The organism is Streptococcus sp. 1055, assembly GCF_013276815.1.
GTDB lineage: Bacteria > Bacillota > Bacilli > Lactobacillales > Streptococcaceae > Streptococcus > Streptococcus pseudopneumoniae.
In genome coordinates this window covers 31,031-54,658 of sequence record NZ_VMLT01000002.1, presented here as the reverse complement: position 1 = coordinate 54,658, position 23,628 = coordinate 31,031, and the positions used below count along the sequence as shown (strand labels likewise).

Annotated in this window: 19 protein-coding genes and 1 tRNA gene; 16 read left to right on the top strand and 4 right to left on the bottom strand. The window is 36.2% G+C overall.

Translation table 11 applies throughout. The features are described 5' to 3' along the window. Nucleotides 1-37 precede the first annotated feature (37 nt). The 4 genes from HT699_RS00265 (at nucleotide 38) to smc (ending at nucleotide 5,697) form a co-directional block, all read left to right on the top strand. On the top strand, nucleotides 38-1,024 hold the full coding sequence (locus HT699_RS00265; protein WP_100104556.1) for a GMP reductase: 987 nt from the start codon (nucleotides 38-40) through the stop codon (nucleotides 1,022-1,024). A gap of 67 nt (nucleotides 1,025-1,091) precedes the next feature. Then, nucleotides 1,092-1,163 (top strand) — tRNA-Arg (locus HT699_RS00260). A 305-nt stretch (nucleotides 1,164-1,468) separates the two neighbouring features. Beyond that, a complete protein-coding gene (rnc, locus tag HT699_RS00255) occupies nucleotides 1,469-2,167 on the top strand; it encodes a ribonuclease III (RefSeq protein WP_000661493.1) in 699 nt (232 codons plus the stop codon). After that, complete coding sequence (gene smc / locus HT699_RS00250; RefSeq protein ID WP_172933999.1) at nucleotides 2,158-5,697, top strand: chromosome segregation protein SMC; 3,540 nt, start codon at nucleotides 2,158-2,160, stop codon at nucleotides 5,695-5,697. Before rnc ends, smc begins: the two co-directional genes overlap by 10 nt. Before the next feature lie 193 nt (nucleotides 5,698-5,890). Here the strand turns inward: smc and HT699_RS00245 are convergent, their stop codons facing one another. Beyond that, nucleotides 5,891-6,742 (bottom strand): Rgg/GadR/MutR family transcriptional regulator, encoded by an 852-nt coding sequence (locus tag HT699_RS00245; RefSeq protein ID WP_172933998.1) that lies wholly within the window; start codon nucleotides 6,740-6,742, stop codon nucleotides 5,891-5,893. Nucleotides 6,743-6,821: 79 nt separating this feature from the next. On the opposite strand from HT699_RS00245, the gene shp3 reads away from it, so the two are divergent. The 12 genes from shp3 to ftsY all read left to right on the top strand — a co-directional run bounded on the left by shp3 (nucleotide 6,822) and on the right by ftsY (nucleotide 19,004). Then, nucleotides 6,822-6,893, top strand: a complete 72-nt coding sequence (gene shp3 / locus HT699_RS00240; protein WP_001812431.1) for a peptide pheromone SHP3 — start codon at nucleotides 6,822-6,824, stop codon at nucleotides 6,891-6,893. A 101-nt stretch (nucleotides 6,894-6,994) separates the two neighbouring features. Next, nucleotides 6,995-8,851, top strand: coding sequence for a hypothetical protein (locus HT699_RS00235; protein ID WP_000744515.1), 1,857 nt, complete (start codon nucleotides 6,995-6,997; stop codon nucleotides 8,849-8,851). A 495-nt stretch (nucleotides 8,852-9,346) separates the two neighbouring features. Next, nucleotides 9,347-9,817 carry a hypothetical protein gene (locus HT699_RS00230; protein ID WP_000350878.1) on the top strand — a complete coding sequence of 157 codons (471 nt, stop codon included), beginning with the start codon at nucleotides 9,347-9,349 and terminating at the stop codon, nucleotides 9,815-9,817. 5 nt (nucleotides 9,818-9,822) lie between these two features. Then, a complete protein-coding gene (locus HT699_RS00225) occupies nucleotides 9,823-10,944 on the top strand; it encodes a hypothetical protein (protein ID WP_001221832.1) in 1,122 nt (373 codons plus the stop codon). Nucleotides 10,945-10,947: 3 nt separating this feature from the next. Then, complete coding sequence (locus tag HT699_RS00220; RefSeq protein ID WP_001144047.1) at nucleotides 10,948-11,880, top strand: hypothetical protein; 933 nt, start codon at nucleotides 10,948-10,950, stop codon at nucleotides 11,878-11,880. Beyond that, nucleotides 11,867-13,093: an MFS transporter gene (locus tag HT699_RS00215; protein WP_054422894.1), complete on the top strand. Its 1,227-nt coding sequence runs from the start codon at nucleotides 11,867-11,869 to the stop codon at nucleotides 13,091-13,093. Before HT699_RS00220 ends, HT699_RS00215 begins: the two co-directional genes overlap by 14 nt. Nucleotides 13,094-13,118: 25 nt before the next feature. After that, nucleotides 13,119-13,844: a site-specific DNA-methyltransferase gene (locus tag HT699_RS00210; RefSeq protein ID WP_220041573.1), complete on the top strand. Its 726-nt coding sequence runs from the start codon at nucleotides 13,119-13,121 to the stop codon at nucleotides 13,842-13,844. A 21-nt stretch (nucleotides 13,845-13,865) separates the two neighbouring features. Further along, a complete protein-coding gene (locus tag HT699_RS00205; RefSeq protein WP_000705670.1) occupies nucleotides 13,866-15,032 on the top strand; it encodes a nucleotide sugar dehydrogenase in 1,167 nt (388 codons plus the stop codon). Nucleotides 15,033-15,338: 306 nt separating this feature from the next. Beyond that, nucleotides 15,339-15,479 (top strand): hypothetical protein, encoded by a 141-nt coding sequence (locus HT699_RS11950; RefSeq protein WP_212750423.1) that lies wholly within the window; start codon nucleotides 15,339-15,341, stop codon nucleotides 15,477-15,479. Nucleotides 15,480-16,101: 622 nt separating this feature from the next. Next, the gene (locus HT699_RS00190) at nucleotides 16,102-16,893 is read left to right on the top strand and encodes an HAD family hydrolase (protein ID WP_050208167.1); all 792 of its coding nucleotides are present in this window, start codon (nucleotides 16,102-16,104) and stop codon (nucleotides 16,891-16,893) included. Then, nucleotides 16,893-17,711 carry a Cof-type HAD-IIB family hydrolase gene (locus HT699_RS00185; protein ID WP_172928882.1) on the top strand — a complete coding sequence of 273 codons (819 nt, stop codon included), beginning with the start codon at nucleotides 16,893-16,895 and terminating at the stop codon, nucleotides 17,709-17,711. Before HT699_RS00190 ends, HT699_RS00185 begins: the two co-directional genes overlap by 1 nt. Nucleotides 17,712-17,714: 3 nt before the next feature. Beyond that, nucleotides 17,715-19,004: a signal recognition particle-docking protein FtsY gene (ftsY, locus tag HT699_RS00180; RefSeq protein ID WP_172933997.1), complete on the top strand. Its 1,290-nt coding sequence runs from the start codon at nucleotides 17,715-17,717 to the stop codon at nucleotides 19,002-19,004. Nucleotides 19,005-19,049: 45 nt separating this feature from the next. On the opposite strand, the gene zwf is transcribed toward ftsY, so the two are convergent. The 3 genes from zwf to HT699_RS00165 all read right to left on the bottom strand — a co-directional run bounded on the left by zwf (nucleotide 19,050) and on the right by HT699_RS00165 (nucleotide 23,593). After that, on the bottom strand, nucleotides 19,050-20,537 hold the full coding sequence (gene zwf / locus HT699_RS00175) for a glucose-6-phosphate dehydrogenase (protein WP_172928878.1): 1,488 nt from the start codon (nucleotides 20,535-20,537) through the stop codon (nucleotides 19,050-19,052). Nucleotides 20,538-20,687: 150 nt separating this feature from the next. Next, nucleotides 20,688-21,428 (bottom strand): amino acid ABC transporter ATP-binding protein, encoded by a 741-nt coding sequence (locus HT699_RS00170; RefSeq protein WP_001096329.1) that lies wholly within the window; start codon nucleotides 21,426-21,428, stop codon nucleotides 20,688-20,690. Then, on the bottom strand, nucleotides 21,428-23,593 hold the full coding sequence (locus HT699_RS00165; RefSeq protein ID WP_054392839.1) for an ABC transporter substrate-binding protein/permease: 2,166 nt from the start codon (nucleotides 23,591-23,593) through the stop codon (nucleotides 21,428-21,430). The genes HT699_RS00170 and HT699_RS00165 overlap by 1 nt, the downstream gene beginning before the upstream one ends. Nucleotides 23,594-23,628 lie beyond the last annotated feature (35 nt).

Here is a 23,628-nt window from a genome sequence, read left to right as displayed (position 1 = left end):
CATAGGTAGGTCATTACAAAAGAAACGAGACATCGATATGTTAAATGAATTTCCAATTTTTGATTACGAAGATATTCAATTGATTCCAAATAAATGTGTGATTAAAAGCCGTGCAGAAGCGGACACAAGCGTCACTCTAGGAAATCACACCTTTAAACTACCTGTTGTGCCAGCTAATATGCAGACGATTTTGGATGAAAATGTAGCAGAGCAACTGGCTAAAGGTGGTTACTTCTACATTATGCACCGTTTTGATGAAGCAGGACGCATTTCTTTTATTAAACGCATGCACGAACAAGGTCTCATTGCTTCTATATCTGTCGGTGTTAAAGACTATGAGTATGATTTTGTTAGCCAGCTCAAGGCTGATGCTCCAGAATACATCACGATTGATATTGCTCATGGTCATGCAGATAGCGTGATTTCTATGATTCAACACATCAAGAAAGAATTACCAGATACTTTTGTCATTGCTGGAAATGTGGGAACACCAGAAGCTGTGCGTGAATTGGAGAATGCTGGTGCGGATGCTACTAAGGTCGGAATCGGTCCTGGTAAGGTTTGTATCACCAAGGTCAAGACTGGTTTTGGCACAGGAGGTTGGCAGTTGGCTGCTCTACGCTGGTGTGCTAAGGCTGCACGTAAACCGATTATCGCAGATGGTGGAATTCGTACTCACGGAGATATTGCCAAGTCTATCCGTTTCGGTGCTAGCATGGTCATGATTGGTTCCCTCTTTGCTGGACACATCGAAAGTCCAGGGAAAACGATTGAAGTTGATGGTGAACAGTTCAAAGAATACTATGGTTCAGCTTCACAATATCAAAAAGGAGCCTACAAAAACGTGGAAGGCAAACGCATCTTGCTTCCTGCCAAAGGTCATTTGCAAGACACTCTAACTGAGATGGAACAAGATTTGCAAAGTGCCATTTCATACGCAGGTGGACGTCAGGTTGCTGACCTTAAACACGTTGATTATGTGATCGTGAAAAACTCTATCTGGAATGGGGATGCTTCCCACTAAGACGGCCTATCTCACTAGAAAAAAAACTTGTTATTAGAGCAAATTTCTGTTATAATAAAACAAGTTTCCACCCTTAGTGTAATGGATATCACGTAAGATTCCGGTTCTTGAGATGGGGGTTCGATTCCCTCAGGGTGGATGTAAATATCCTAAAAAAGCCTTTAAATAGGGCTTTTTTCTTTATATTACCCCAAATTTAGCCCTAATACTCTTCGAAAATCTCTTCAAACCACATCAGCATTGGCTTGTCGTAGATATATGTAACTGACTTCGTCAGTCTTATCTACCACCTCAAAGCANNAGCTTCCTAGTTTGCTCTTAGTATAAAACTGAAAATCTCTATCTAAAGAATGCCCAAATGCTTTCCAGTCCCGTTTTAGAGTGACTCAGGGGGCTTTTTTTGATATAATAAAAAGGACTATTATCAGTTAGAAAGAGGTTGGTATGAAAGAATTACAAACTGTACTAAAGAATCATTTTGCAATCGAATTTGCAGACAAAAATTTACTGGAAACTGCCTTTACTCATACGAGTTATGCCAATGAGCACCGCCTCTTAAAAATTTCACACAATGAACGCTTGGAATTTTTAGGAGACGCTGTTCTACAGTTATTGATTTCAGAATATCTATATAAAAAATATCCTAAAAAGCCTGAAGGTGACCTATCAAAACTCCGTGCCATGATTGTTCGCGAGGAGAGTTTGGCTGGTTTTGCGCGTGATTGCCAGTTTGACCAGTTTATCAAGCTGGGTAAAGGGGAAGAAAAATCTGGTGGTCGCAACCGTGACACCATTCTTGGTGATGCCTTTGAAGCCTTTCTTGGTGCCCTCCTTTTGGACAAGGATGTGACCAAGGTCAAGGAATTTATCTATCAAGTCATGATTCCTAAGGTTGAAGCAGGTGAGTTTGAGATGATTACAGACTACAAAACCCATCTCCAAGAGTTACTTCAGGTCAATGGGGATGTGGCTATTCGTTATCAGGTGATTTCTGAAACGGGTCCTGCCCACGATAAGGTATTTGATGTAGAAGTTCTTGTTGAAGGTAAGAGCATTGGTCAAGGTCAAGGTCGTTCTAAGAAATTAGCAGAGCAGGAAGCTGCCAAAAATGCCGTTGAGAAAGGGCTGGATTCATGTATTTAAAGGAAATCGAAATTCAGGGATTCAAGTCTTTTGCTGATAAGACCAAGGTCGTCTTTGACCAAGGTGTGACGGCAGTCGTTGGACCCAATGGATCTGGAAAGTCCAATATTACAGAAAGTCTGCGTTGGGCCTTGGGGGAGTCAAGTGTCAAGAGTCTCCGTGGGGGCAAGATGCCGGATGTCATCTTTGCTGGGACCGAAAGTCGCAAACCGCTCAATTATGCTTCTGTAGTTGTGACTCTGGATAATCATGACGGATTTATCAAGGATGCAGGCCAAGAAATCAGGGTAGAACGTCATATCTATCGTAGTGGAGATAGCGAATACAAGATTGACGGCAAGAAAGTCCGTCTGCGTGATATTCATGATCTTTTCTTGGATACTGGATTGGGACGAGATTCCTTCTCTATCATTTCCCAAGGGAAGGTTGAGGAAATTTTCAACTCCAAGCCTGAAGAACGCAGAGCTATTTTTGAAGAGGCTGCTGGAGTTTTGAAATACAAAACTCGTAGAAAAGAGACTGAGAGCAAATTGCAACAAACTCAGGATAATCTAGACCGCTTAGAGGACATTATCTATGAGTTGGATAATCAAATCAAGCCTCTTGAGAAGCAAGCAGAAAATGCTCGTAAGTTTTTAGATTTGGAAGGTCAACGCAAGGCTATTTACTTGGATGTCCTTGTTGCTCAAATCAAGGAAAATAAGTCTGAACTAGAGTCGACAGAAGAAGAGTTGGTACAGGTTCAGGAACTCTTGACAAGCTATTACCAAAAGCGTGAAAAATTAGAAGAAGAAAATCAAACTCTTAAAAAGCAACGCCAAGATTTACAGGCTGAAATGGCTAAAGACCAAGGCAGTTTGATGGATTTGACCAGTCTGATTAGTGATTTAGAGAGAAAATTAGCCCTATCGAAATTAGAATCTGAGCAAGTAGCCCTGAATCAACAGGAAGCACAAGCTCGTTTGGCTGCTTTGGAGGATAAGAGAAATTTACTCAGCCAAGAAAAATCTGATAAAGAAAGCTCTTTAGCTCTGTTAGAGGAAAATCTAGTCCAAAATAATCAAAAACTCAATCGACTAGAGGCTGAATTGCTGGCTTTTTCAGATGATCCTGATCAGATGATTGAGCTTTTGCGTGAACGCTTTGTAGCTCTTTTACAAGAAGAAGCGGATGTCTCAAACCAACTGACTCGTATTGAGAATGAGTTGGAAAATAGTCGTCAGCTTTCTCAAAAACAAGCAGATCAATTAGAAAAGCTGAAAGAACAGCTGGCTACAGCTAAAGAGAAGGCTAGTCAGCAAAAGGCGGAGCTTGAAACTGCCAAGGAGCATGTTCAGAAATTATTGGCTGACTACCAAGCTATTGCCAAGGAGCAAGAGGAGCAGAAAGCTTCCTATCAAGCTCAGCAAAGTCAACTATTTGACCGTCTGGACAGTCTTAAAAACAAGCAGGCTAGAGCCCAAAGTTTGGAAAATATCCTGAGAAATCACAGTAACTTTTATGCAGGTGTTAAGAGTGTCCTCCAAGAAAAAGACCGCCTTGGTGGGATTATTGGGGCAGTTAGTGAGCATCTGACTTTTGATGTTCATTATCAAACTGCCTTAGAGATTGCGCTTGGAGCAAGCAGTCAGCACATCATCGTAGAGGATGAGAACGCGGCGACTAAGGCTATAGATTTCCTCAAACGCAACAGGGCTGGTCGTGCAACCTTCCTTCCTTTGACAACGATTAAGGCTCGTACGATTTCTAGCCAGAATCAAGATGCTATCGCTGCAAGTCCGGGATTTCTGGGCATGGCAGATGAGTTGGTGACATTCGATAATAGGTTGGAAGCTATTTTCAAGAACTTGCTAGCTACGACGGCTATTTTTGATACTGTAGAGCATTCGCGTGAAGCAGCTCGCCAGGTTCGTTATCAGGTTCGTATGGTGACATTGGATGGAACAGAGTTGCGAACAGGTGGTTCCTATGCGGGTGGTGCCAATCGCCAGAATAACAGTATTTTTATCAAGCCAGAACTGGAGCAATTGCAAAAAGAAATTGCTGAAGAGGAAGCAAGTCTTCGTTCAGAAGAGTCGAGTTTGAAGATCTTACAAGACCAGATGGCTAGATTGACCGAATCATTAGAAGCTATTAAATATCAGGGAGAGCAGGCTCGTATTCAGGAGCAAGGCTTGTCCCTCGCCTATCAGCAGACCAGTCAGCAAGTTGAAGAACTGGAAACTCTTTGGAAACTCCAAGAAGAGGAATTAGATCGTCTTTCTGACGGAGATTGGCAAGCAGATAAGGAAAAATGCCAAGATCGCCTTGCTACCATTGCCAGTGACAAGCAAAATCTGGAAGCTGAGATTGAAGAAATTAAGTCCAACAAAAATGCCATCCAAGAACGCTATCAAAATTTGCAGGAAGAGCTAGCGCAAGCTCGCCTGCTTAAGACAGAACTGCAAGGGCAAAAACGTTATGAAGTGGCTGATATTGACCGTCTAGGCAAGGAATTGGATAATCTGAATATCGAACAAGAGGAAATCCAGCGCCTTCTTCAAGAAAAGGTTGACAATCTTGAGAAAGTTGATACAGAATTGCTCAGTCAACAGGTAGAAGAAGCCAAAATGCAGAAAACAAACCTCCAACAAGGTTTAATTCGTAAGCAGTTTGAGTTGGATGATATTGAAGGTCAACTGGATGATATTGCTAGTCATTTGGATCAGGCTCGCCAGCAGAATGAAGAGTGGATTCGCAAGCAAACACGTGCTGAATCCAAGAAAGAAAAGGTCAGCGAGCGCTTGCGCTATTTACAAGGTCAATTAACAGACCAGTATCAGATTAGCTATACTGAAGCTCTAGAAAAGGCGCATGAATTGGAAAATCTCAATCTGTCAGAGCAAGAGGTGCAGGATTTGGAGAAGGCTATTCGCTCACTGGGTCCTGTCAATTTGGATGCCATTGAACAGTACGAAGAAGTTCACAGCCGTCTGGCTTTCCTCAATAGCCAGCGAGATGACATTTTGTCAGCGAAAAACCTGCTCCTTGAGACCATTACAGAGATGAATGATGAGGTTAAAGAACGCTTTAAATCAACTTTTGAAGCCATTCGTGAGTCCTTTAAAGTGACCTTCAAACAGATGTTTGGCGGAGGTCAGGCAGACTTGATATTGACTGAGGGCGACCTTTTAACAGCTGGTGTGGAGATTTCTGTTCAACCTCCAGGTAAGAAAATCCAGTCGCTTAATCTCATGAGTGGTGGGGAAAAAGCCTTATCAGCTCTTGCCTTGCTCTTCTCCATTATTCGTGTCAAGACCATTCCATTTGTCATCTTGGATGAGGTGGAAGCTGCGCTGGATGAAGCCAATGTTAAACGTTTTGGGGATTACCTCAATCGATTTGACAAGGACAGCCAGTTTATCGTTGTGACCCACCGTAAAGGAACCATGGCAGCGGCTGATTCCATCTATGGAGTGACCATGCAAGAGTCAGGTGTCTCAAAAATTGTTTCAGTTAAGTTAAAAGATTTAGAAGGTATTGAAGGATGACAATTAAACTAGTAGCAACAGAAATCGGAATAAGTAAATTGATACAATAGCCTATAAAGAAAGCCTTGAAATTTAGCTGATTTCAGGGCTTTTTAACTGTCTATTGCTATCAGGGTAAAATCATTAGAGATGTTGCGAGTTTATGGAGACACCCTTGATTTGTAAAATGTTAAATAGTAGAGAATCATTTCATCTATTCTTTGTTTACCAGTTTATCGAAATGGCTAGTATAGTGTAATTTTAACTTGTTTTCTCCTAAAATATCAAGGACTTGTATGGCCTGTTTCATTTTTTCAATTCCGCTATCTAAATGACGCTTAAATTCAAAGTAACCAGTTGCATAGAGAAAAACTGTCTGTTCATAAAAGTTTAATTCATTATCTAATAATGCTTTTATTTCGGTGATTAGACAAGTACAGTTTGAAAATTCTTCCTTATCTACGCTAAGAATTAGACAATTGATGGCCAATTGAGTGACAATTCGCTTATTTGTTTTATTCAACAAAGAGTAGATGTAATTGTTCAACATTTCCTTTGTTAATAGGAAGTAGGAGTTGTAGTTTATTGTTCGTACACAGTTACCTAATAAAGTGATTTCATAGTAACCCCATTTTTCAACTTTAAAGAGATAATCTGTCAATTGAAGTAATTCTTTATTTGATGGAATAATGCTGGAATCCATTGTATGTAGAATGGATTTTATCATTGTTTTATCGAAAGAATTTAAAGTGTAATGTGATGAGTCAGAAAGTAGAGCAGCTATATTTTTGATGTTTTGTGATGAATATTGCTTACGAATATATTGAACCAAATTAGCGAATAATTCAGTATTAGTATAATCTTCATTATGTAAAACAAGAAACTCATCTAAAGTAATGTGTAATTTGTCTAAAATATTGATAAGTCGAATACAAGATATCTCTGATTCCCCACGTTCGAATCTAGATATTTGAGATTTTGAAAGGTGTTCATCTGCTACAGAGCATAGACTAATTTGTTTTCCTTTACGAACTTTTCTAAGTGTGATGCCAAGTTTTGATTTCATAATTTCCCATTTTCCCAACAAAAATTAAATCCGTTTTTATTTATTGTACAATAAATAAAAACGGAAAGGAAGTCCGAGTATGAAGAAAATTTCAAAATTTTTGCCGATTTTGGTTTTGGTGATGGATATTATTATAATTGTTGGTGGGTAAAATGCTTAAGTGTACACTTAAGTCTTTAGAATATTCTAAAGACTTAAGATTTTATAGATACATAGTATAAAATACGGTATTTATAATTTGGGAGGCTTTAATTGAAAAAACAGAATTTATTTAAAATATCAAATAATGTACAAGAGTATTCGAATGCTTTTAATACTATGGGTTTAAATTTTCAAGGAGAAATTCCTATTTTTGTTGACCACAAAAGAGAAGATTTACTTCATAATATCAAGCGAATTAACAATGAATATTCCGAATGCTATAAAACAACGCCAATTTACCAATGCGATGCAGGGATCACTCTATCTTCTGATTTAGAGTTTTATAAAAACTGTAGGTTATTTTGTAAGAAGTGGGTGACCTCTTTAAATGAGATGATAAACATAGAAAATCTGGTAGTAATAGGACTATATAAAGATTTTTCACAATATAAAATTTTGACTATATTAGAATATTGTAAGAAAAATAATATTGAACTGTACATACTGACAGGAAGAGATCTATCTTCATTGTCTTGGATGATAGGAAAGCAGTTTTACTCAAAAAGTGAAAAAGAAGTACGAAAAGCAGTCTTTTCGCATAAAAAGTTAAATGAATTTAGTGAAACAAAAAACAAATGGGATATTTTTGATATAAAAAGGCTTGAAAATGAAAATATAAAAAATCTTTTGGAAGAAAAATCTTGGTCAGAATTAGTTTTTCATGGACATGGAAAAGAAGATCATCTAAATTTAGCTGATTTCACTTTGCATGGTTTTAATAAATTAATTCCTCAACAAGAAAAATTTGCTCCTTCTTGGGGCCATCAAGGGCAATCTTTTTTTAAGGATGAGAGTAAAGCAATACGTATTAGCTCTATAAATGTTGAAACATTATTTTTATTATCTTGTAGTAATTTTCCGTTTAATGATTGTAGATTGTATGATTCTAGATTCAACTTAACATTAGATGCTATCGATGGAATAGCAAGAAATATTGTTGCTTCTATTGCTGTTCAATCGATTGATAATCCAGAGATATATGAAATTTTTTCAGATTCAAATTTGACAAATATTGGAACCAAACTTCATAATAAATTAAATGATGTACAGCCGTTTGTTTCAATTGTTAATATTGGACTCCCAAATACTAGAAAAGTAGATCAATCACTTGAAAATATAAATGGGATTGTCCGATTAACCCAAAGTAGCAAAATGATTTTATCGCGACTTGCTTCATATGTTTCGTCTGGGTTATTAAGTAGTGAACATGAGGTAAAAAAGTTATCTAATAATGTTTTAGCAGATTACATGCAAATGACACGCAGAGGTACCTATGGAGTGACAGAAGAAAAATATTTAAATTTTGAACAAAATTTAATAAATAGAGTAAATCCTATTTCTAAAAAGATAGCTGAAATAATGATTCAGAACCAAAATGACGAGCTTTTCGAATTTGATCGATATAATATTTTTAGGTCTATAATTGATGAAAGTAGTATTTTCAAAAAAATATGTTGTTGTGGAAGTTCGGGTGTTGGTTGCAACTATATTCCAGAAACTAACAATTTATTCAATATTAATTCTTTCTATTGTTATAGGTGCGGTGATAAAAATACTTCAATGACAGGCATGCCAGAAGTAGATTTTATGTGTGATAATTATGATAGAGAAAGATTAAGAATAAAATATAAGATTGTTATTACTCCACAACATAGAGGAGATGTTTACTTAGGAGTACAGCTACCAACATATGTAGAAAAGTCATCAAATACCTCACCAGAGTTGAAAAGAATACGTTTTAAAAATATTGGAACTAAAGTAGTTGAAGGAGAGATCTGTTTTAACGAGGATACTTTACTTCAAAGCTATTATCTTAAGCTATTTATTATTCAGAATGGGGGAATAGCTATTAGTAGATGTTTCTTCAATTTAATAAATAATTGTGAGGGAAAGTTTGAAAAAATATAAATGTAATATATTTATTATTTACTCTAATTTTGAGTAATTGAAACACGAGGAGTATTCCTTCACCAAATTTGAGAAAGGCCTATTTCTTTTTATAAACAAGTCGCTTATCTAATAATAAATTTACTAATTATAATCTTAAGAAATCGTAAAGCAATACAAGATATCAGATATTTATCTGTAAATCTATTAATTAGCATTCTAGTCTTATCTTCATTATAAAATCAGTATTTTGAGATGTACAAGACAAGCTTCCTAGTTTTCTCTTTGATTTTTTTAGTATTATGGTCACAGTTGGTTGTACCTAATAGGATGAACTACAGTTATAATGATGGATTTTTTCAAATGTATTGGCTGAAGCACTCACTTAATCGCCTCGTCGCGATTTGTAATAGTGATATGTTTTCACGTTTTATATTATAGTTTTAAACAAAGAGCACAATACTTTTTAACTCAGTGTTGTGCATTGAATGAAACGAAAGAAAGGAATGAATAACAATGGATATTTTTTTAGGTACACCAATCACAGGAATAATTAATCCGAACTTGAAAAGTCCGTTAGAAACTGCGACAAAGTCCAGAATTAAGGGGATTATTTCTGATTTGAGATCGTATGGTCATAATGTGTTTTGTGCTCTAGAGGAAGAAGAATTTGGCAAAAAGATTGCAGATTCTTTAGAATGTACCCTTAGAGATTATTCGATACTGAAACAAAGTAATGTATATATTACTTTTCCAAATAATAGTTATGGATGTGCTGTGGAACTTGGTTGGGCTTCAGCGCACTCTATTCCTATTGTCTTAGGAATTAACAAAAGAATCGGTTCAAAAACACCATTGTATGAAGGTTTACACACAACAGGTACTCAGGTTCATGTTATTTATTATGATTCTGAAGATGAGTTTCCAGATAAACTTGAATGGTTAAAAATATTAAAGTACATAGAAAAGCATATATTTATTAGGTGATTGTTATGAGAATTTTGACAGTAACTACAAATTTTGGTTTTGGTCCGTCTTCAAAATTATATTCTATTATCAAAGAGCTATTGAAGATGGGATATAAAGAGATTACATTTTGCGGAAATGGAGAATCTATAAATTTTTTTAAGACCAACTTTGGTAATAGATTAGAATACATCGAGTGTGATACTGATGAAATTAGGTCTGAAAGCTTTTTGAAAATAGTAGATATTAAGAATTATGAACTCTTAATTAATGTTATGAATCTGAATATTCCTAAAATTCAACGAGATACAAATTTAAATGTAAAAAGTGTATTTGTTGATAGTCTAAGTTGGATGTGGGAAAAACCCCTAGATGGGATTAACGAATATGATATTTATTTTGTTCAAAATGCTTTTATTGATCCCAATAATTTATCGCAGTATAAGAATATCCAAACAATAAATCCTATTATTAATACGGAAGGAATAACAAAAACAAAAGATTTCAAAAACAATAAAATTCTATTAAATTTCGCTGGTATAGTTACTCCATATGAAAATGATGTATTTTTCAAAAAGTACATGTTATTTTATCTAAAACTTTTTTCAAAAATACCTAATATTGATAAATATGAGATTGATTGTGCTTGTAACATGACGCAGAAAAAATGGATTGAATCAAACAACCGTTTTGACTACAATGTTACATTTAAAGTAATGTCCCATAAAGAGTTTCTATCAGCGTCATGTGAAGCAAGTAGGATATTTACAACACCTGGTTTGACATTTTATTTAGAGAGTTTAGAATTAGGCTTAAAACCACATTATTTTTTGCCTTCAAATTATTCTCAGGCATTATTGCTTGAAAAATATAATCAAATCTCTGGGAATTGTAATACCTTATCTAAGTATGGATATTTATTTTCAACAGATGAGTTACTTGAAGAAAGTGAAGGTGTGACTAAAGTAAGAGAAGCATTTTCTAATATTAGTACAAGATATAAAGAAGAAATCTTCGACAATATAATATCATATATTAATGAAGGTTCGGTGTATGAATCAAAAAATGAAATTCAATATAAGGAAGAGAGCGGTATTCGTTCAATTATTAGAATTATGCTTGAAAAAGGACTATTGAAAGGAAGATAATACATGCCTGTGATTGAAGATATTGATTTTTCCAATTTACTAGTGAAAAAAATGTATAAAAAAGATTTAAATCAGATAATTTCATTAAATGACTTAAATTATGATGCTAGTTTTAGGGATAATTTAATAGTTTTTGATGAAACAAGTAATTTTTCTCCAAATAACAGTCTTGTTGTTGGGGGGGCTTGTATTGATCGCTGTGATGCAAAAATTGATAATCTGGCTATCAATTTTTACTTTGATATACTGATGCCTATTAATGAGGCCATCATGAAAAATTTAAATTGTGCAATATATGTGGATACACCTATTGAATCATGTAAAGATGATTGTGAAAAAGAAAGATGGCAACAATTTGTTAAACGCTTAGAAATATTTTTTGAACAGCTAGGAAAACGTGTAGGCATTGAAATAAAAATAATTCGAAGAGATTTATCTTATAAAATGATTGATAAGATATTAAAAAAACATAACTTTAGTGATGATGAATTAAAAGGTTTGTATGATTTAGTGCCTAGTGCAAAGAATATTGTATTTGGACCAGAACTATTACTTCATTTTCGTAGATCAATCATTTCGTATTTACCAGAATTCATTTCAGAATATTTTGAAGAAAATTTTGAAGAAATTATAGTTTGTGAAGAGTTAAGTCAGTGTAAAGCAATTGGCAAAGCCTGGAGAATCAGTAATAAAATATATCCCAAAATATATATAGATATGCCATCTCTTAGTTGTAGAAATCGCATGCATAGGAGTAATAATGGGAAAATAGGTATTTTTGAATCAGCATCTTTGAATAAAACTAGAAAATCTGATCCATTGTTTCATGAATTTATGAATAGAATAGAATTGGAAGCTATTTTTAAATCTTTTGATGTTGATAATTTTTGGTTAGTAAAAGATGAATTAGAAGGAATGTGGTATGAGAAGCAATAAAATTTCATCAGAGTTAAAATATTATCTATATATCATTTTTACAAATTTACGATTTACTAGAATAGTAAATATTATCTTTATTGTTCAGTTTTTGGGATTATCTTTAGTACAATTTGCATTTTTTCAATCTATTTTTCTATTTTCACAATTAGTTTCAGAGATTCCCTCCGGAATTTTAGGAGATAGGTTTAGTAAGAAGAAAATCGTTCTATTGGGACTAGTTCTGTTATCAATTACTCCATTATTAACTCTTTCATCAATCTTGCTAATGAAGGACTATGTTTACTATGTTATACTAGGTGCATTTGTTTTAGAAGGAGTAGGAAATGCTTTTTTAAGTGGAGCTGATGATGCCTTGTTTTTTGAATCTCTAAGAAGTGAAGGCAAGGAGGAGAGTTATGGGAAAATACGAGGAAAGTTACAATTAATCAGCGCTCTGACTTTGGGGATTGCTACATTTATAGGAGGTGGTTTATATAGCATTACAAGATGTTTACCATATTTTATACAATCTTTTACACTTATAGGTTCAATGATAATCATCATATCTATTCCAGATAATCAGAAACACTCTATAGAAGATCTTAATCAAAATGGTGTTCCGAAATTTAAAGAATTATTTTCAGTTTTTCATAGGTTGCTAAAATCTACTAAAATTCTTTTCATGTTCGCTTTTACTACGGTTATTGTCTCAGCAATTAACGTAGTATTTGCTTTATTACCAGATTATTTTTCTAAAATAGGATTTTCTACATCTATTAATGGAGCTATGTTTATGATTTATAGTATCATTGGTGGCATAGTAGCAACTCAAGCTTATAAAATATCAAAAATAAGAGTTTCTAAATTAATTATGCTGCTATCATTGATACTAATGATTTCCATTATTTTTCAAATTTTGCCTTTCAATGCCACATTTATATTTAGTTTTCTACTGTTGTACATTATCATAGATATTCTTGATCCTATTATCATGGAGATGTTACATCTTTGGGTTGATGACAATTCAAGAGCAACAGTTATATCAGGACTATCCTTTTCAATTAGTCTTGTTACAATGTTGGTAAATCCGATAATTGGTGTAGGAATTCAAATATTTAATATGAGAATAACTATCTTATTGATTTCTTGTTTTATGATGGTAATGATATTAATCTCGTATATGTTAATAGAAAAAACTAAAAGGAGTAAAAAACATGAAAACAGAGAATAAGGCTTATTAAGGTGATTCCAGAGCTATGGAAGATGTAGAAAATGATTCTGTTGATTTAATAATCACTTCTCCACCATATTTTAATTTAGTTGATTATCAACACGATGATCAGATTGGGTTAACAGAAACATATAAAGGCTATATTCAGAGTCTAAATAGTGTTTGGGAAAGATGTAGTAAAATATTAAAAGAAACAGGAACAATTTGCATCAATATTTGCAGTTCTGTAGAAATTAGCAGAAAAAATCAAAATATGTATTACGATATCAAACATGAAATTGAAAAATTCTTTGCGGAGCATAATTTCTATATTGAAGGGACAATAATATGGAATTTGAATAATACTTCATATATCAAAAATCAAGTTGAAAAATATCCTTCAAGTTATTCGAATAATGAGTCTTTGATTCTAAATAACTATGAATACATATTGATTTTTAAGAAAAAGTCAGAATTTATAGTGTGGGATAGAAACATTGAGGGCACTAAATTTATTGACTGCATTTGGAATATACCTTGGGATTATTCTACAAGACCACCAGCTTTTCCAGAACAAATTGTCAATCAACTTATTGATATTTATTCTCTGGAAGGTGATGTTGTGTTGGATCCGTTTATGGGGCAAGCGACTACATCTTTGTGTGCTTTTAAGAAAAATAGAAAGTTCATTACCTATGAATTAAATCCAACCACTTATAAATTAGGTTTAAAAAAACTAAATCAAGTGGGTGCGCTGAATGTAAACAGATAAGAAAGTAGTAGAAGGTCTATTATGAAAATAACTACAGTTGGTATGGGGTACGTCGGTTTGACTTTATCTGTCCTGTTATCTCAGGAACATGACGTGGTTGGATTAGACATTAATTTACAGAAAGTCGAACAGCTTAATAATAAAATTTGTCCATTTATCGACTATGAGTTGGAGAGATATTTTTTAAATAAAGATTTGAAATTCGAAGCTTGTATTTATGATGAGAAGTACTTTGAAAAAGTTGATTGTATCATAATAGCAATACCAACAGACTTTGATGAAAATAAAGGAGTATTAGATACTGAGGGTATAGAATCAGTTATAGCTGATTGCCTAAGTATTAATCCTGTTGCATATATAGTTATAAAATCTACAGTGCCAATCGGATTTACGAATTATTTGAATACAAAATTTCACACAGATCGGATCATTTTTTCTCCAGAGTTTTTGCGTGAAGGAAAAGCATTATTAGATAACTTATTTCCATCTAGAATTATTTTGGGAGGGAGAGCTGAATATTGTCAAAGATTTGGAAGATTATTATCGGAGTTCTCGTTAAATGAAGTTGCCCCGATTCTACTGACAAATTCAGCTGAAGCTGAAGCAATTAAGTTATTTTCAAATTCATACCTTGCAATGAGAATTGCGTTCTTCAATGAAATTGATAGTTTTTCCATTATGAAAGGGTTAAATACTAAAAATATCATTGAAGGAATTTGTTCTGAAGAAAGAATCGGAGAATTTTACAATAATCCTAGTTTTGGTTATGGAGGATACTGTTTACCTAAAGATACAAAACATATGTTAAGTGAATGTGAAGGCCTTCCAACTGTTTTGTTAGATTCTATTGTATTAAGTAACCAAAAAAGATCAGAGTTTATAGCAACACAAATAACAAAAAATAATATATACAATGTAGGCATTTATCGTTTGCTAGCTAAAAAAGATTCTGATAATATTCGTGATTCGTCAACTGAAAATGTGATTAAACAATTAACGAAATATAATGTAAATATTATTATTTATGAACCGTTTTTGTCTTCAAAAGAGATTTTTGATGCTAAAGTTGTAACGAATCTGGAAGAATTTAAAAAAACATCGGATGTTATTATTTCAAATAGAATTTCAGATGAATTGTCTGATGTATTAGAAAAAGTTTATACAAGAGATATATTTAATAGGGATTAAATAATAATATTTTACTTTTGAGAAGTTGCGATAACATAATATTTGAGAAAATCAAAGTATATTACGATTTATAGCGAAATGAAATAAAAATTGAACAAATTTATTGGGGAAGTTAAACCAATTTCTAACAATCTTTTAGAAACAACGGTGTACTATTTCAATGTCAATATACTATGTTATAACATGTTTTTTATAAGATAAGTAACTATAGAAGAAAAGTTTCTATAACAACCTCTTCCTCATCCGAAAGAAACCTCTTATTGGGTCTTAAAAAGTGATAGCCAGCAGACCTATTATTAGACTTTTTTGTCAGGGAAAGATGAGCAACAAGGTATCACGCTTTACCATCATGATCAGCGACGGAGTGGTTTAGTAGTGCAGGAATCTCAGGGAGCTTATTCTGCTTATGCGATAGCAGTCCAAGGTTTAGGAGCAAAGCGATGCTAAGCTTGGTAAACTGCGAGATGCTCGTCCGCTTATCGTCAACTGGAAGAAGCTGCACTTGTTGGTTGTTGGGCACATGTGAGAAAGGAGTTTTTTGAAGCGACGCCCAAGCAAGTGGGGAAATCATCGTTAGGTGCTAAAGGCTTAGCTTATTGATGGGATACATTGTCGATTGATGAACGACTACAGAAACGTCAAGAAAAGCTCCAACCCTGAATGGAAGACTTCTTTGTTTGGTGCCGGATCCAGTCAGTTTTACAGGGTTCAGAACTAGGGAAGGCTATTGAATACAGGCTCAATTCTGAAGAAACCTTTAAGACAATTTTGAAAGACGAGCATCTCTTCCTTGTTATTGGACGATAAACAAGTGGAACTTACTCTGACTTGGAATTCCACTTGTTTTTTCGATTTTTATCAGATTAATTTCAACTTTTATTGGCGGTGGAAGTTAGTTTGGGAATTTAGAAAAAATCCAGTTATACTAAAGGGTTAAGTAATATTGGATAAAAATTAAGTGATAAAGTCGGGAGTTTATCAAGCGTCTAATCTCAAATGGATTAGGCGCTATTTGCTTTTTCTATGGTATAATAGAAGGTGGATTTATTAATTGGAGTATGAAGAATTTATGATTAAACTAGTAGCAACGGATATGGACGGAACCTTCCTAGATGGGAATGGACGCTTTGATATGGATCGTCTCAAGTCTCTCTTGGCTTCCTACAAGGAAAAAGGGATTTACTTTGCGGTGGCTTCGGGTCGGGGATTTCTGTCTCTGGAAAAATTATTTGCTGATGTACGTGATGACATTATTTTCATCGCGGAAAATGGCAGTTTGGTAGAGTATCAAGGTCAGGACTTGTATGAAGCGACTATGTCTCGTGACTTTTATCTGGCAACTTTTGAAAAGCTGAAAACGTCACCTTATGTAGATATCAATAAGCTCCTTTTGACTGGTAAAAAGGGCTCTTATGTGCTAGATACGGTTGATGAGACTTATTTAAAAGTGAGCCAGCATTATAATGAAAATATCCAAAAAGTAGCGAGTCTAGAAGATATTAAAGATGACATTTTCAAATTTACAACCAACTTCACAGAAGAAACGCTGGAAGCTGGTGAAGCTTGGGTAAACGAAAATGTCCCTGGTGTTAAGGCCATGACAACTGGCTTTGAATCCATTGATATTGTTCTGGACTATGTCGATAAGGGTGTGGCCATTGTTGAATTAGCCAAAAAACTTGCTATCACAATGGATCAGGTTATGGCTTTTGGAGACAATCTAAATGACTTGCATATGATGCAGGTTGTGGGACATCCTGTAGCTCCTGAAAATGCACGACCAGAAATTTTAGAATTAGCAGAGACTGTGATTGGTCACCATAAGGACCAGTCGGTTATAGCTTATATGGAGGGCTTGTAATGGCAGATATAAAATTGATTGCATTGGACTTGGACGGGACCTTGCTGACTACTGATAAAAGGCTGACGGATCGTACCAAGGCAACTTTGAAAGCTGCGCGTGATCGTGGTATCAAGGTCGTATTGACAACTGGTCGTCCCTTAAAAGCTATGGATTTCTTTCTCCATGAGTTAGGGACTGACGGTCAGGAAGATGAGTATACGATTACTTTTAATGGTGGTTTGGTTCAGAAAAATACAGGTGAAATCCTTGATAAAACAGTCTTTTCATATGATGATGTGGCACGTTTGTATGAAGAAACAGAGAAATTATCACTACCTCTTGATGCCATCTCAGAAGGAACAGTTTATCAAATCCAATCGGACCAAGAAAGTCTTTATGCTAAATTCAATCCAGCTTTGACCTTTGTTCCATTGGACTTTGAAGACTTATCTAGTCAAATGACTTACAATAAGTGTGTGACTGCCTTTGCTCAAGAACCCTTGGATACAGCCATTCAGAAGATTTCTCCAGAATTGTTTGACCAATATGAAATCTTTAAATCACGTGAAATGTTGCTAGAGTGGTCACCAAAGAATGTTCATAAAGCAACAGGTTTGGCAAAACTAATCAACCATCTCGGAATCAACCAAAGCCAAGTTATGGCCTGTGGTGATGAAGCCAATGACCTTTCTATGATTGAATGGGCAGGGCTCGGTGTTGCTATGCAAAACGCTGTTCCTGAAGTCAAGGCTGTCGCAAATGTAGTGACGCCAATGACCAACGATGAGGAAGCTGTCGCCTGGGCTATCGAAGAATACGTGCTGAAGGAGAACTAAGATATGGGATTGTTTGACCGTCTATTCGGAAAAAAAGAAGAACCTAAAATCGAAGAAGTTGTAAAAGAAGCTCTGGAAAATCTTGATTTGTCTGAAGATGTTGAGTCTTCTCTTACAGAAGCTGAGGAAGTTTCTCAAGAAGAAGCAGAGGTTGAAAGTTCTGAAGAATCTTTGCTCGAAGAAGAGGATAATCAAGAGACAGTTGAAGAGAGTCAGAATTCAGAGCCAGTTGTAGAAGTTTCTCAAGAAGAAGTCGAAGAATTGCTAAACTCAGAAGAAGTCCCAGAGGAAGAGAATACTGAGCTCCTAGAAACTGTAGAAGAAAATAATTCTGAAGTTCTTGAAGCAGAAAGGCCTCAAGCAGAAGAAACTGTTCAGGAAAAATATGACCGCAGTCTTAAGAAAACTCGTACAGGCTTCGGAGCTCGCTTGAACGCCTTCTTTGCTAATTTCCGCTCTGTTGACGAAGAATTTTTCGAGGAACTGGAAGAACTGCTGATCATGAGTGACGTTGGTGTACAGGTCGCTTCTAACTTAACAGATGAGTTACGCTACGAAGCCAAGCTTGAAAACGCCAAGAAACCTGATGCACTGCGCCGTGTCATCATTGAGAAATTGGTTGAGCTTTATGAAAAGGATGGTAGCTACGATGAAAGCATCCACTTCCAAGATGGCTTGACAGTCATGCTCTTTGTTGGTGTGAATGGTGTTGGGAAAACAACTTCTATCGGGAAACTAGCCCACCGCTACAAACAAGCAGGTAAGAAAGTCATGTTGGTTGCGGCAGATACATTCCGTGCAGGAGCGGTAGCCCAGCTAGCTGAATGGGGCCGTCGTGTGGACGTTCCAGTTGTGACTGGACCTGAAAAAGCTGACCCAGCCAGTGTGGTCTTTGATGGTATGGAACGTGCTGTAGCTGAAGGTATCGATATTCTCATGATTGATACCGCTGGTCGTTTGCAAAACAAGGACAACCTCATGGCTGAGTTGGAGAAGATTGGACGCATCATCAAACGTGTTGTGCCCGAAGCACCGCATGAAACCTTCTTAGCATTAGATGCTTCAACTGGTCAAAATGCCCTGGTACAGGCTAAAGAATTTTCAAAAATCACCCCTTTGACAGGAATTGTCTTGACTAAGATTGATGGAACTGCTCGAGGTGGTGTTGTTCTAGCCATCCGAGAAGAACTCAATATTCCTGTAAAATTGATTGGTTTTGGTGAAAAAATCGATGATATTGGAGAGTTTAACTCAGAAAACTTTATGAAAGGTCTCTTGGAAGGTTTAATCTAATCAGAAGCAAAAATCCTGCAAGCTACAAACTTGCAGGAAATTTTTTTATTCTAAACGACCATCTTGACGATAGGCAATATCTGGTTGCCAAGTCCATTTGGCATCGAATTTTTCAAGTAAGTCAAAGCTGGCTTGAGGTCCCATGCTTCCAGCTTTATAGTCATGAAGTGGGGCACCATTTTCAGCCCAGAGCTCTTCGATACGGTCAATCAATTTCCATGACGCACCAACTTCATCCCAGTGGCTAAAGTTAGTTGAGTTGTTATTTAAGACATCATAAATCAATTTCTCGTATGGCTCTGGAGAAGCACCAGTTGCGGTCGCATCTGTACGGTAATCCAGTGAGTTAGGAGCCAAGTTGAATTCTTCTCCTACTTGTTTCCCATTTAGGCTAAGAGAGAATCCTTCTGTTGGTTGGATATAGATGGTCAAAATGTTTGGAGCAAGTGGCTCACCAAAGATAGAGTCCATTTGTTTAAAGACGATGTTGACATGAGTTCCTTTTTCAGTCAGACGTTTACCAGTACGGAAGAAGAAAGGAACACCACGGAATCGATCGCTGTCTACAAAGAAAGCACCAGATGCAAAGGTTTCAGTTGTAGATTCTGGATTTACATTTGGCTCGCTACGATAAGAGATGTATTTCATGCCATCAATCTTACCAGAGCGGTATTGACCACGGATAAAGTGTTCTTTAAGTTCTTCATCAGTTGGATGATAGAGGTTTTTAAAAACCTTAATCTTTTCAGCACGAATCTCATCTTTTGTGAAGCTTGCTGGCTTGTCCATGGCAAGAAGGGAAAGGAGTTGTAGAGTGTGGTTTTGTACCATGTCACGGAGGGCACCAGATTCATCATAATAGCCACCACGTTCTTCTACGCCTAAGCGCTCCGCAAAGGTAATTTGAACATTGTCGATAAAGTCCTTGTTCCAAACGTTTTCAAAAATCAAGTTTGCAAAGCGAACTGCAAAGATACTTTGGATCATTTCCTTCCCAAGATAATGGTCAATACGGAAAATTTGTTCTTCGTCAAATGTTGCTAGGAGCTCGTCATTCAACTTGCTTGCAGTTGCGTAATCTGTACCAAATGGTTTTTCAACGATTAAGCGTTCAAAACCTTTACCATCTACGATATTTTCAGACTTGAGGTGTTTGGCAATAGTTCCAAAGAACTGAGGTGCCATAGATAAGAAGAAGAGCTTGTTGTGTTCAGCTTGGTACTTGTCATTTAGTTCAGCCTGCAATTGACGCAAAGCAATGTAGTGTTCTGTATCGTTGACATCATGACTTTGATAGTAGAAGTGGCTAGCGAACTCTTGAGCCTGTTCGGTACTATCTGCCAAATCAAGGATAGATTCGACTACAACAGATTCAAAATATTCCTTGCTCCAAGGACGACGGGCAGTTCCAATGACGGCAAAATGTTTGGAAAGATTGCCGGATTTATATAGTCTAAATAGGGAAGGGTAGAGCTTGCGTTTAGCCAGGTCTCCACTCGCACCGAAAATTGTAACAATAACCTTAGATGACATCTAGCTACCTAATTTCTATTTTTATTCCTAGTTTTGCTAGGTATGAGGAAACCTCATTTCATAAACTTAATTCTAACATAATTTTCCGAAAAATCAAAAATTTCAATACGAGATAGAAAAAAACTGCAAGGAAATCCTTACAGTTTGCATTTAAACGTTTAAGACCTTGTCCAAGAAATCTTTCAGACGTGGGTGTTGTGGGTTGTCAAAGATTTGATCAGGTGTCCCATCTTCAAGGAATTCACCGTCCGCAGTAAAGATAACTCGGTTGGCAACCTGACGAGCAAATCCCATCTCATGGGTTACGATAATCATGGTCATACCTTGCTCAGCCAATTCCTTCATAACGTTTAGTACGTCTCCGACCATCTCAGGGTCAAGGGCAGAAGTTGGTTCATCAAAGAGCATGATGTCTGGATTCATTGCTAGTCCACGAGCGATGGCCACACGTTGTTTTTGACCACCTGACAGGCTATCTGGACAGGCCTTAGCCTTATCTGCTAGCCCAACCTTTTCAAGCAACTCCATTCCCAATTTTTCAGCTTCTTCCTTAGTCATCAACTTGTGCTCAATAGGAGCAAAGGTGATGTTGTCCAATACAGACATGTGTGGGAAGAGATTGAAGTGTTGGAACACCATTCCGATATTTTCACGGACGTGGTCAACGTTGGTTGTTTTTTCAGTTAAGTCATAACCGTTCACAGTGATGTGACCGCTAGTAACTTCTTCCAAAAGATTGAGGCTACGAAGGAAAGTTGACTTACCAGAACCCGAAGGACCGATGATACAAACAACATCTCCTTCATAGAACTTGGTCGTAATTCCTTTTAAAACTTCATTTTTTCCGTAGCTTTTGTGTAAATCATTTACATCAATTTTTAATTTTGCCATTAACGAATCCTCTTTTCTAAGCGTTTCGCTAGTTTAGTCAAAAGCGTGATAATTACAAGATAGAAGATAGCAAGGATTGCATACATCTTGAAACTTTGGTAGTTACGGGCAATGATAATCTTACCAGTTTGGAAGAGTTCAACCAAACCGATAGCAGATACGATGGTTGTATCTTTAAGAGCGATAACGAATTGGTTGACAAAGTTTGGCAACATCAATTTAGTTGCTTGTGGCAAGATAATCTTACGCATGGTTTTTCCATAAGAGATACCCAAGCTTCGGCTGGCTTCCATTTGGCCAACTGGAACGGCCTGAATACCACCACGAACGATTTCAGCGATATAAGCAGCCGCATTGAGGGATAGGGCAATAGTACCAGCTACAAAGTCGTTAATTGGACTTTGTTGGCCTGTGATAGACTCGATGAAGTTTGGAATACCCCAGAAGATGAAGGCTGCAAGAATCATCAATGGAATACCACGGATAACGTCAACGAAAATCTCAGAAATCACACGAAGAGATTTGTAGGGGCTAACGCTAAACATACCGAAGATAATCCCGATAACAATGGCAATAGCAAATGAGATAAGAGCTAGAGCAAGAGTGATACCAAGCCCGCTAAGGAGTTGTTTGTAGTTGTTTTGAAGCAAGCCCCAGATAGTTGTCTCATCAACAGTGCTTGTTGAAGCAGTTGAAGATTCGCTAGCTAGGTATTTATCAAGAATCTTTTGGAATTCTCCGTTTGCTTTAAGGTTTGCAAGTCCGTTGTTGAACATCTCAATCAATTCTGGATTTGCTCCTTTTTTAACAGCAAAGGCTGTTTCACCGATTGGAGTTCCAGCGATTGGTGTTTTCAATTTTTGACCTTGGCTGATAGAATATTTGAGAACAGGCTCATCATCCATAACGGCATCGATTGCCCCAGTATTTAAACTGTCATACATTGAAGAACCATCAGCGAAGGTTTTGATTTTGTAGCCGTATTTGCTTTGATTTTCTGTTAGGAAGGTTTGAGAAGCAGTTCCGTTTTTAACACCAACTGTCTTTCCTTTCAAATCCTCATAAGAAGCAATGGTGCTTGATTCTTTGACACCAAGGATAGTATTGGCAGTGTAGTAGGATTCTGAGAAATCAAAAGTCGCCTTACGAGCATCTGTGACAGACATACCAGCAATGATACCATCTGCTTGACCAGCTTGAACAGCACTGATAGCGGCATCAAAACCAGGGTTGGTGATTTCAATTTCAAAACCTTGGTCTTTAGCGATGGCCTTAATTAATTCCATATCAATACCAGTGTATTGGTTGCTTGAATTTTGGAAAACAAAAGGTGCAAAAGAAGAATCGCTGGCAATGATGTATTTAGCTTTAACAGGAATGGCTTTGAAGCCTGCAAGAGTAGTTGTAGTTGGCACTGCTGAAGATGATGAAGCAGTCCATTTCTTGATGATTTTATCAAGACTACCATCTTTTTTCATTTCAGCTAAGGCTTGGTTAAATTCAGTAACCAGGTGTTCGTATTTGCTTCCTTTTTTAACACCGAAAGCAAAACTTCCTACAGCTTCCCCATCCATTTCAATATGGAGGTTTTGCCCTTGGTTAATGGCATACTCGATAACAGGTTTGTCATCCATCATGGCATCGATGGCACCAGCAGTCAAGCTGTTGTTCATCAAATCACCAGTGTCAAATGTTTTAATAGTAAAACCGTATTTATCCTTGATACTTTCAAGGAAACGTTGAGCGGCTGTTCCGTTTTTAACACCAACAGTTTTTCCTTTTAATTGGTCATATTTACTAATCTTGTGTGACTTAGTAGTTGCAATGACAACTTTTGTATCATAGTAAGTATCAGACATGGTGAAAACTTTTTCACGTTCTTTCGTCTTTGTCATCCCTGCCATGATAGCATCAGCTTGACCAGCTTGAACCGCATTGACCGCTGCGTCAAATCCAGGATAGGACATCTGAATGTTCCATCCTTTAATCTCTGCGACTTTGTTAATAATGTCAACATCAATTCCTTTATAAGTTTGATCTGAATCTTTAAACTCAAAAGGTGCATAGGCGGTATCAGAAACAATCTTAATCGTTTCAGCTTTTGCAATACCTAATGAGAAAATTGGGAATAAAATTAGCAAAAATGCTAGAAATTTTTTCTTCATTTTTAGTCTCCTTTTCCGAATATTTTCCCATTATA

Excerpts from the sequence above, each read along its gene's own strand:
- HT699_RS00220 (WP_001144047.1), top strand. The coding sequence starts at position 10,948 with ATGCCTGTGATTGAAGATATTGATTTTTCCAATTTACTAGTGAAAAAA.
- ftsY (WP_172933997.1), top strand. The coding sequence starts at position 17,715 with ATGGGATTGTTTGACCGTCTATTCGGAAAAAAAGAAGAACCTAAAATC.
- HT699_RS00190 (WP_050208167.1), top strand. The coding sequence starts at position 16,102 with ATGATTAAACTAGTAGCAACGGATATGGACGGAACCTTCCTAGATGGG.
- HT699_RS00185 (WP_172928882.1), top strand. The coding sequence starts at position 16,893 with ATGGCAGATATAAAATTGATTGCATTGGACTTGGACGGGACCTTGCTG.
- HT699_RS00215 (WP_054422894.1), top strand. The coding sequence starts at position 11,867 with ATGAGAAGCAATAAAATTTCATCAGAGTTAAAATATTATCTATATATC.
- rnc (WP_000661493.1), top strand. The coding sequence starts at position 1,469 with ATGAAAGAATTACAAACTGTACTAAAGAATCATTTTGCAATCGAATTT.
- HT699_RS00210 (WP_220041573.1), top strand. The coding sequence starts at position 13,119 with ATGGAAGATGTAGAAAATGATTCTGTTGATTTAATAATCACTTCTCCA.
- HT699_RS00230 (WP_000350878.1), top strand. The coding sequence starts at position 9,347 with ATGGATATTTTTTTAGGTACACCAATCACAGGAATAATTAATCCGAAC.
- HT699_RS00245 (WP_172933998.1), bottom strand. The coding sequence starts at position 6,742 with ATGAAATCAAAACTTGGCATCACACTTAGAAAAGTTCGTAAAGGAAAA.
- HT699_RS00170 (WP_001096329.1), bottom strand. The coding sequence starts at position 21,428 with ATGGCAAAATTAAAAATTGATGTAAATGATTTACACAAAAGCTACGGA.
- zwf (WP_172928878.1), bottom strand. The coding sequence starts at position 20,537 with ATGTCATCTAAGGTTATTGTTACAATTTTCGGTGCGAGTGGAGACCTG.
- HT699_RS00205 (WP_000705670.1), top strand. The coding sequence starts at position 13,866 with ATGAAAATAACTACAGTTGGTATGGGGTACGTCGGTTTGACTTTATCT.
- smc (WP_172933999.1), top strand. The coding sequence starts at position 2,158 with ATGTATTTAAAGGAAATCGAAATTCAGGGATTCAAGTCTTTTGCTGAT.
- HT699_RS00225 (WP_001221832.1), top strand. The coding sequence starts at position 9,823 with ATGAGAATTTTGACAGTAACTACAAATTTTGGTTTTGGTCCGTCTTCA.
- HT699_RS00265 (WP_100104556.1), top strand. The coding sequence starts at position 38 with ATGTTAAATGAATTTCCAATTTTTGATTACGAAGATATTCAATTGATT.
- HT699_RS00165 (WP_054392839.1), bottom strand. The coding sequence starts at position 23,593 with ATGAAGAAAAAATTTCTAGCATTTTTGCTAATTTTATTCCCAATTTTC.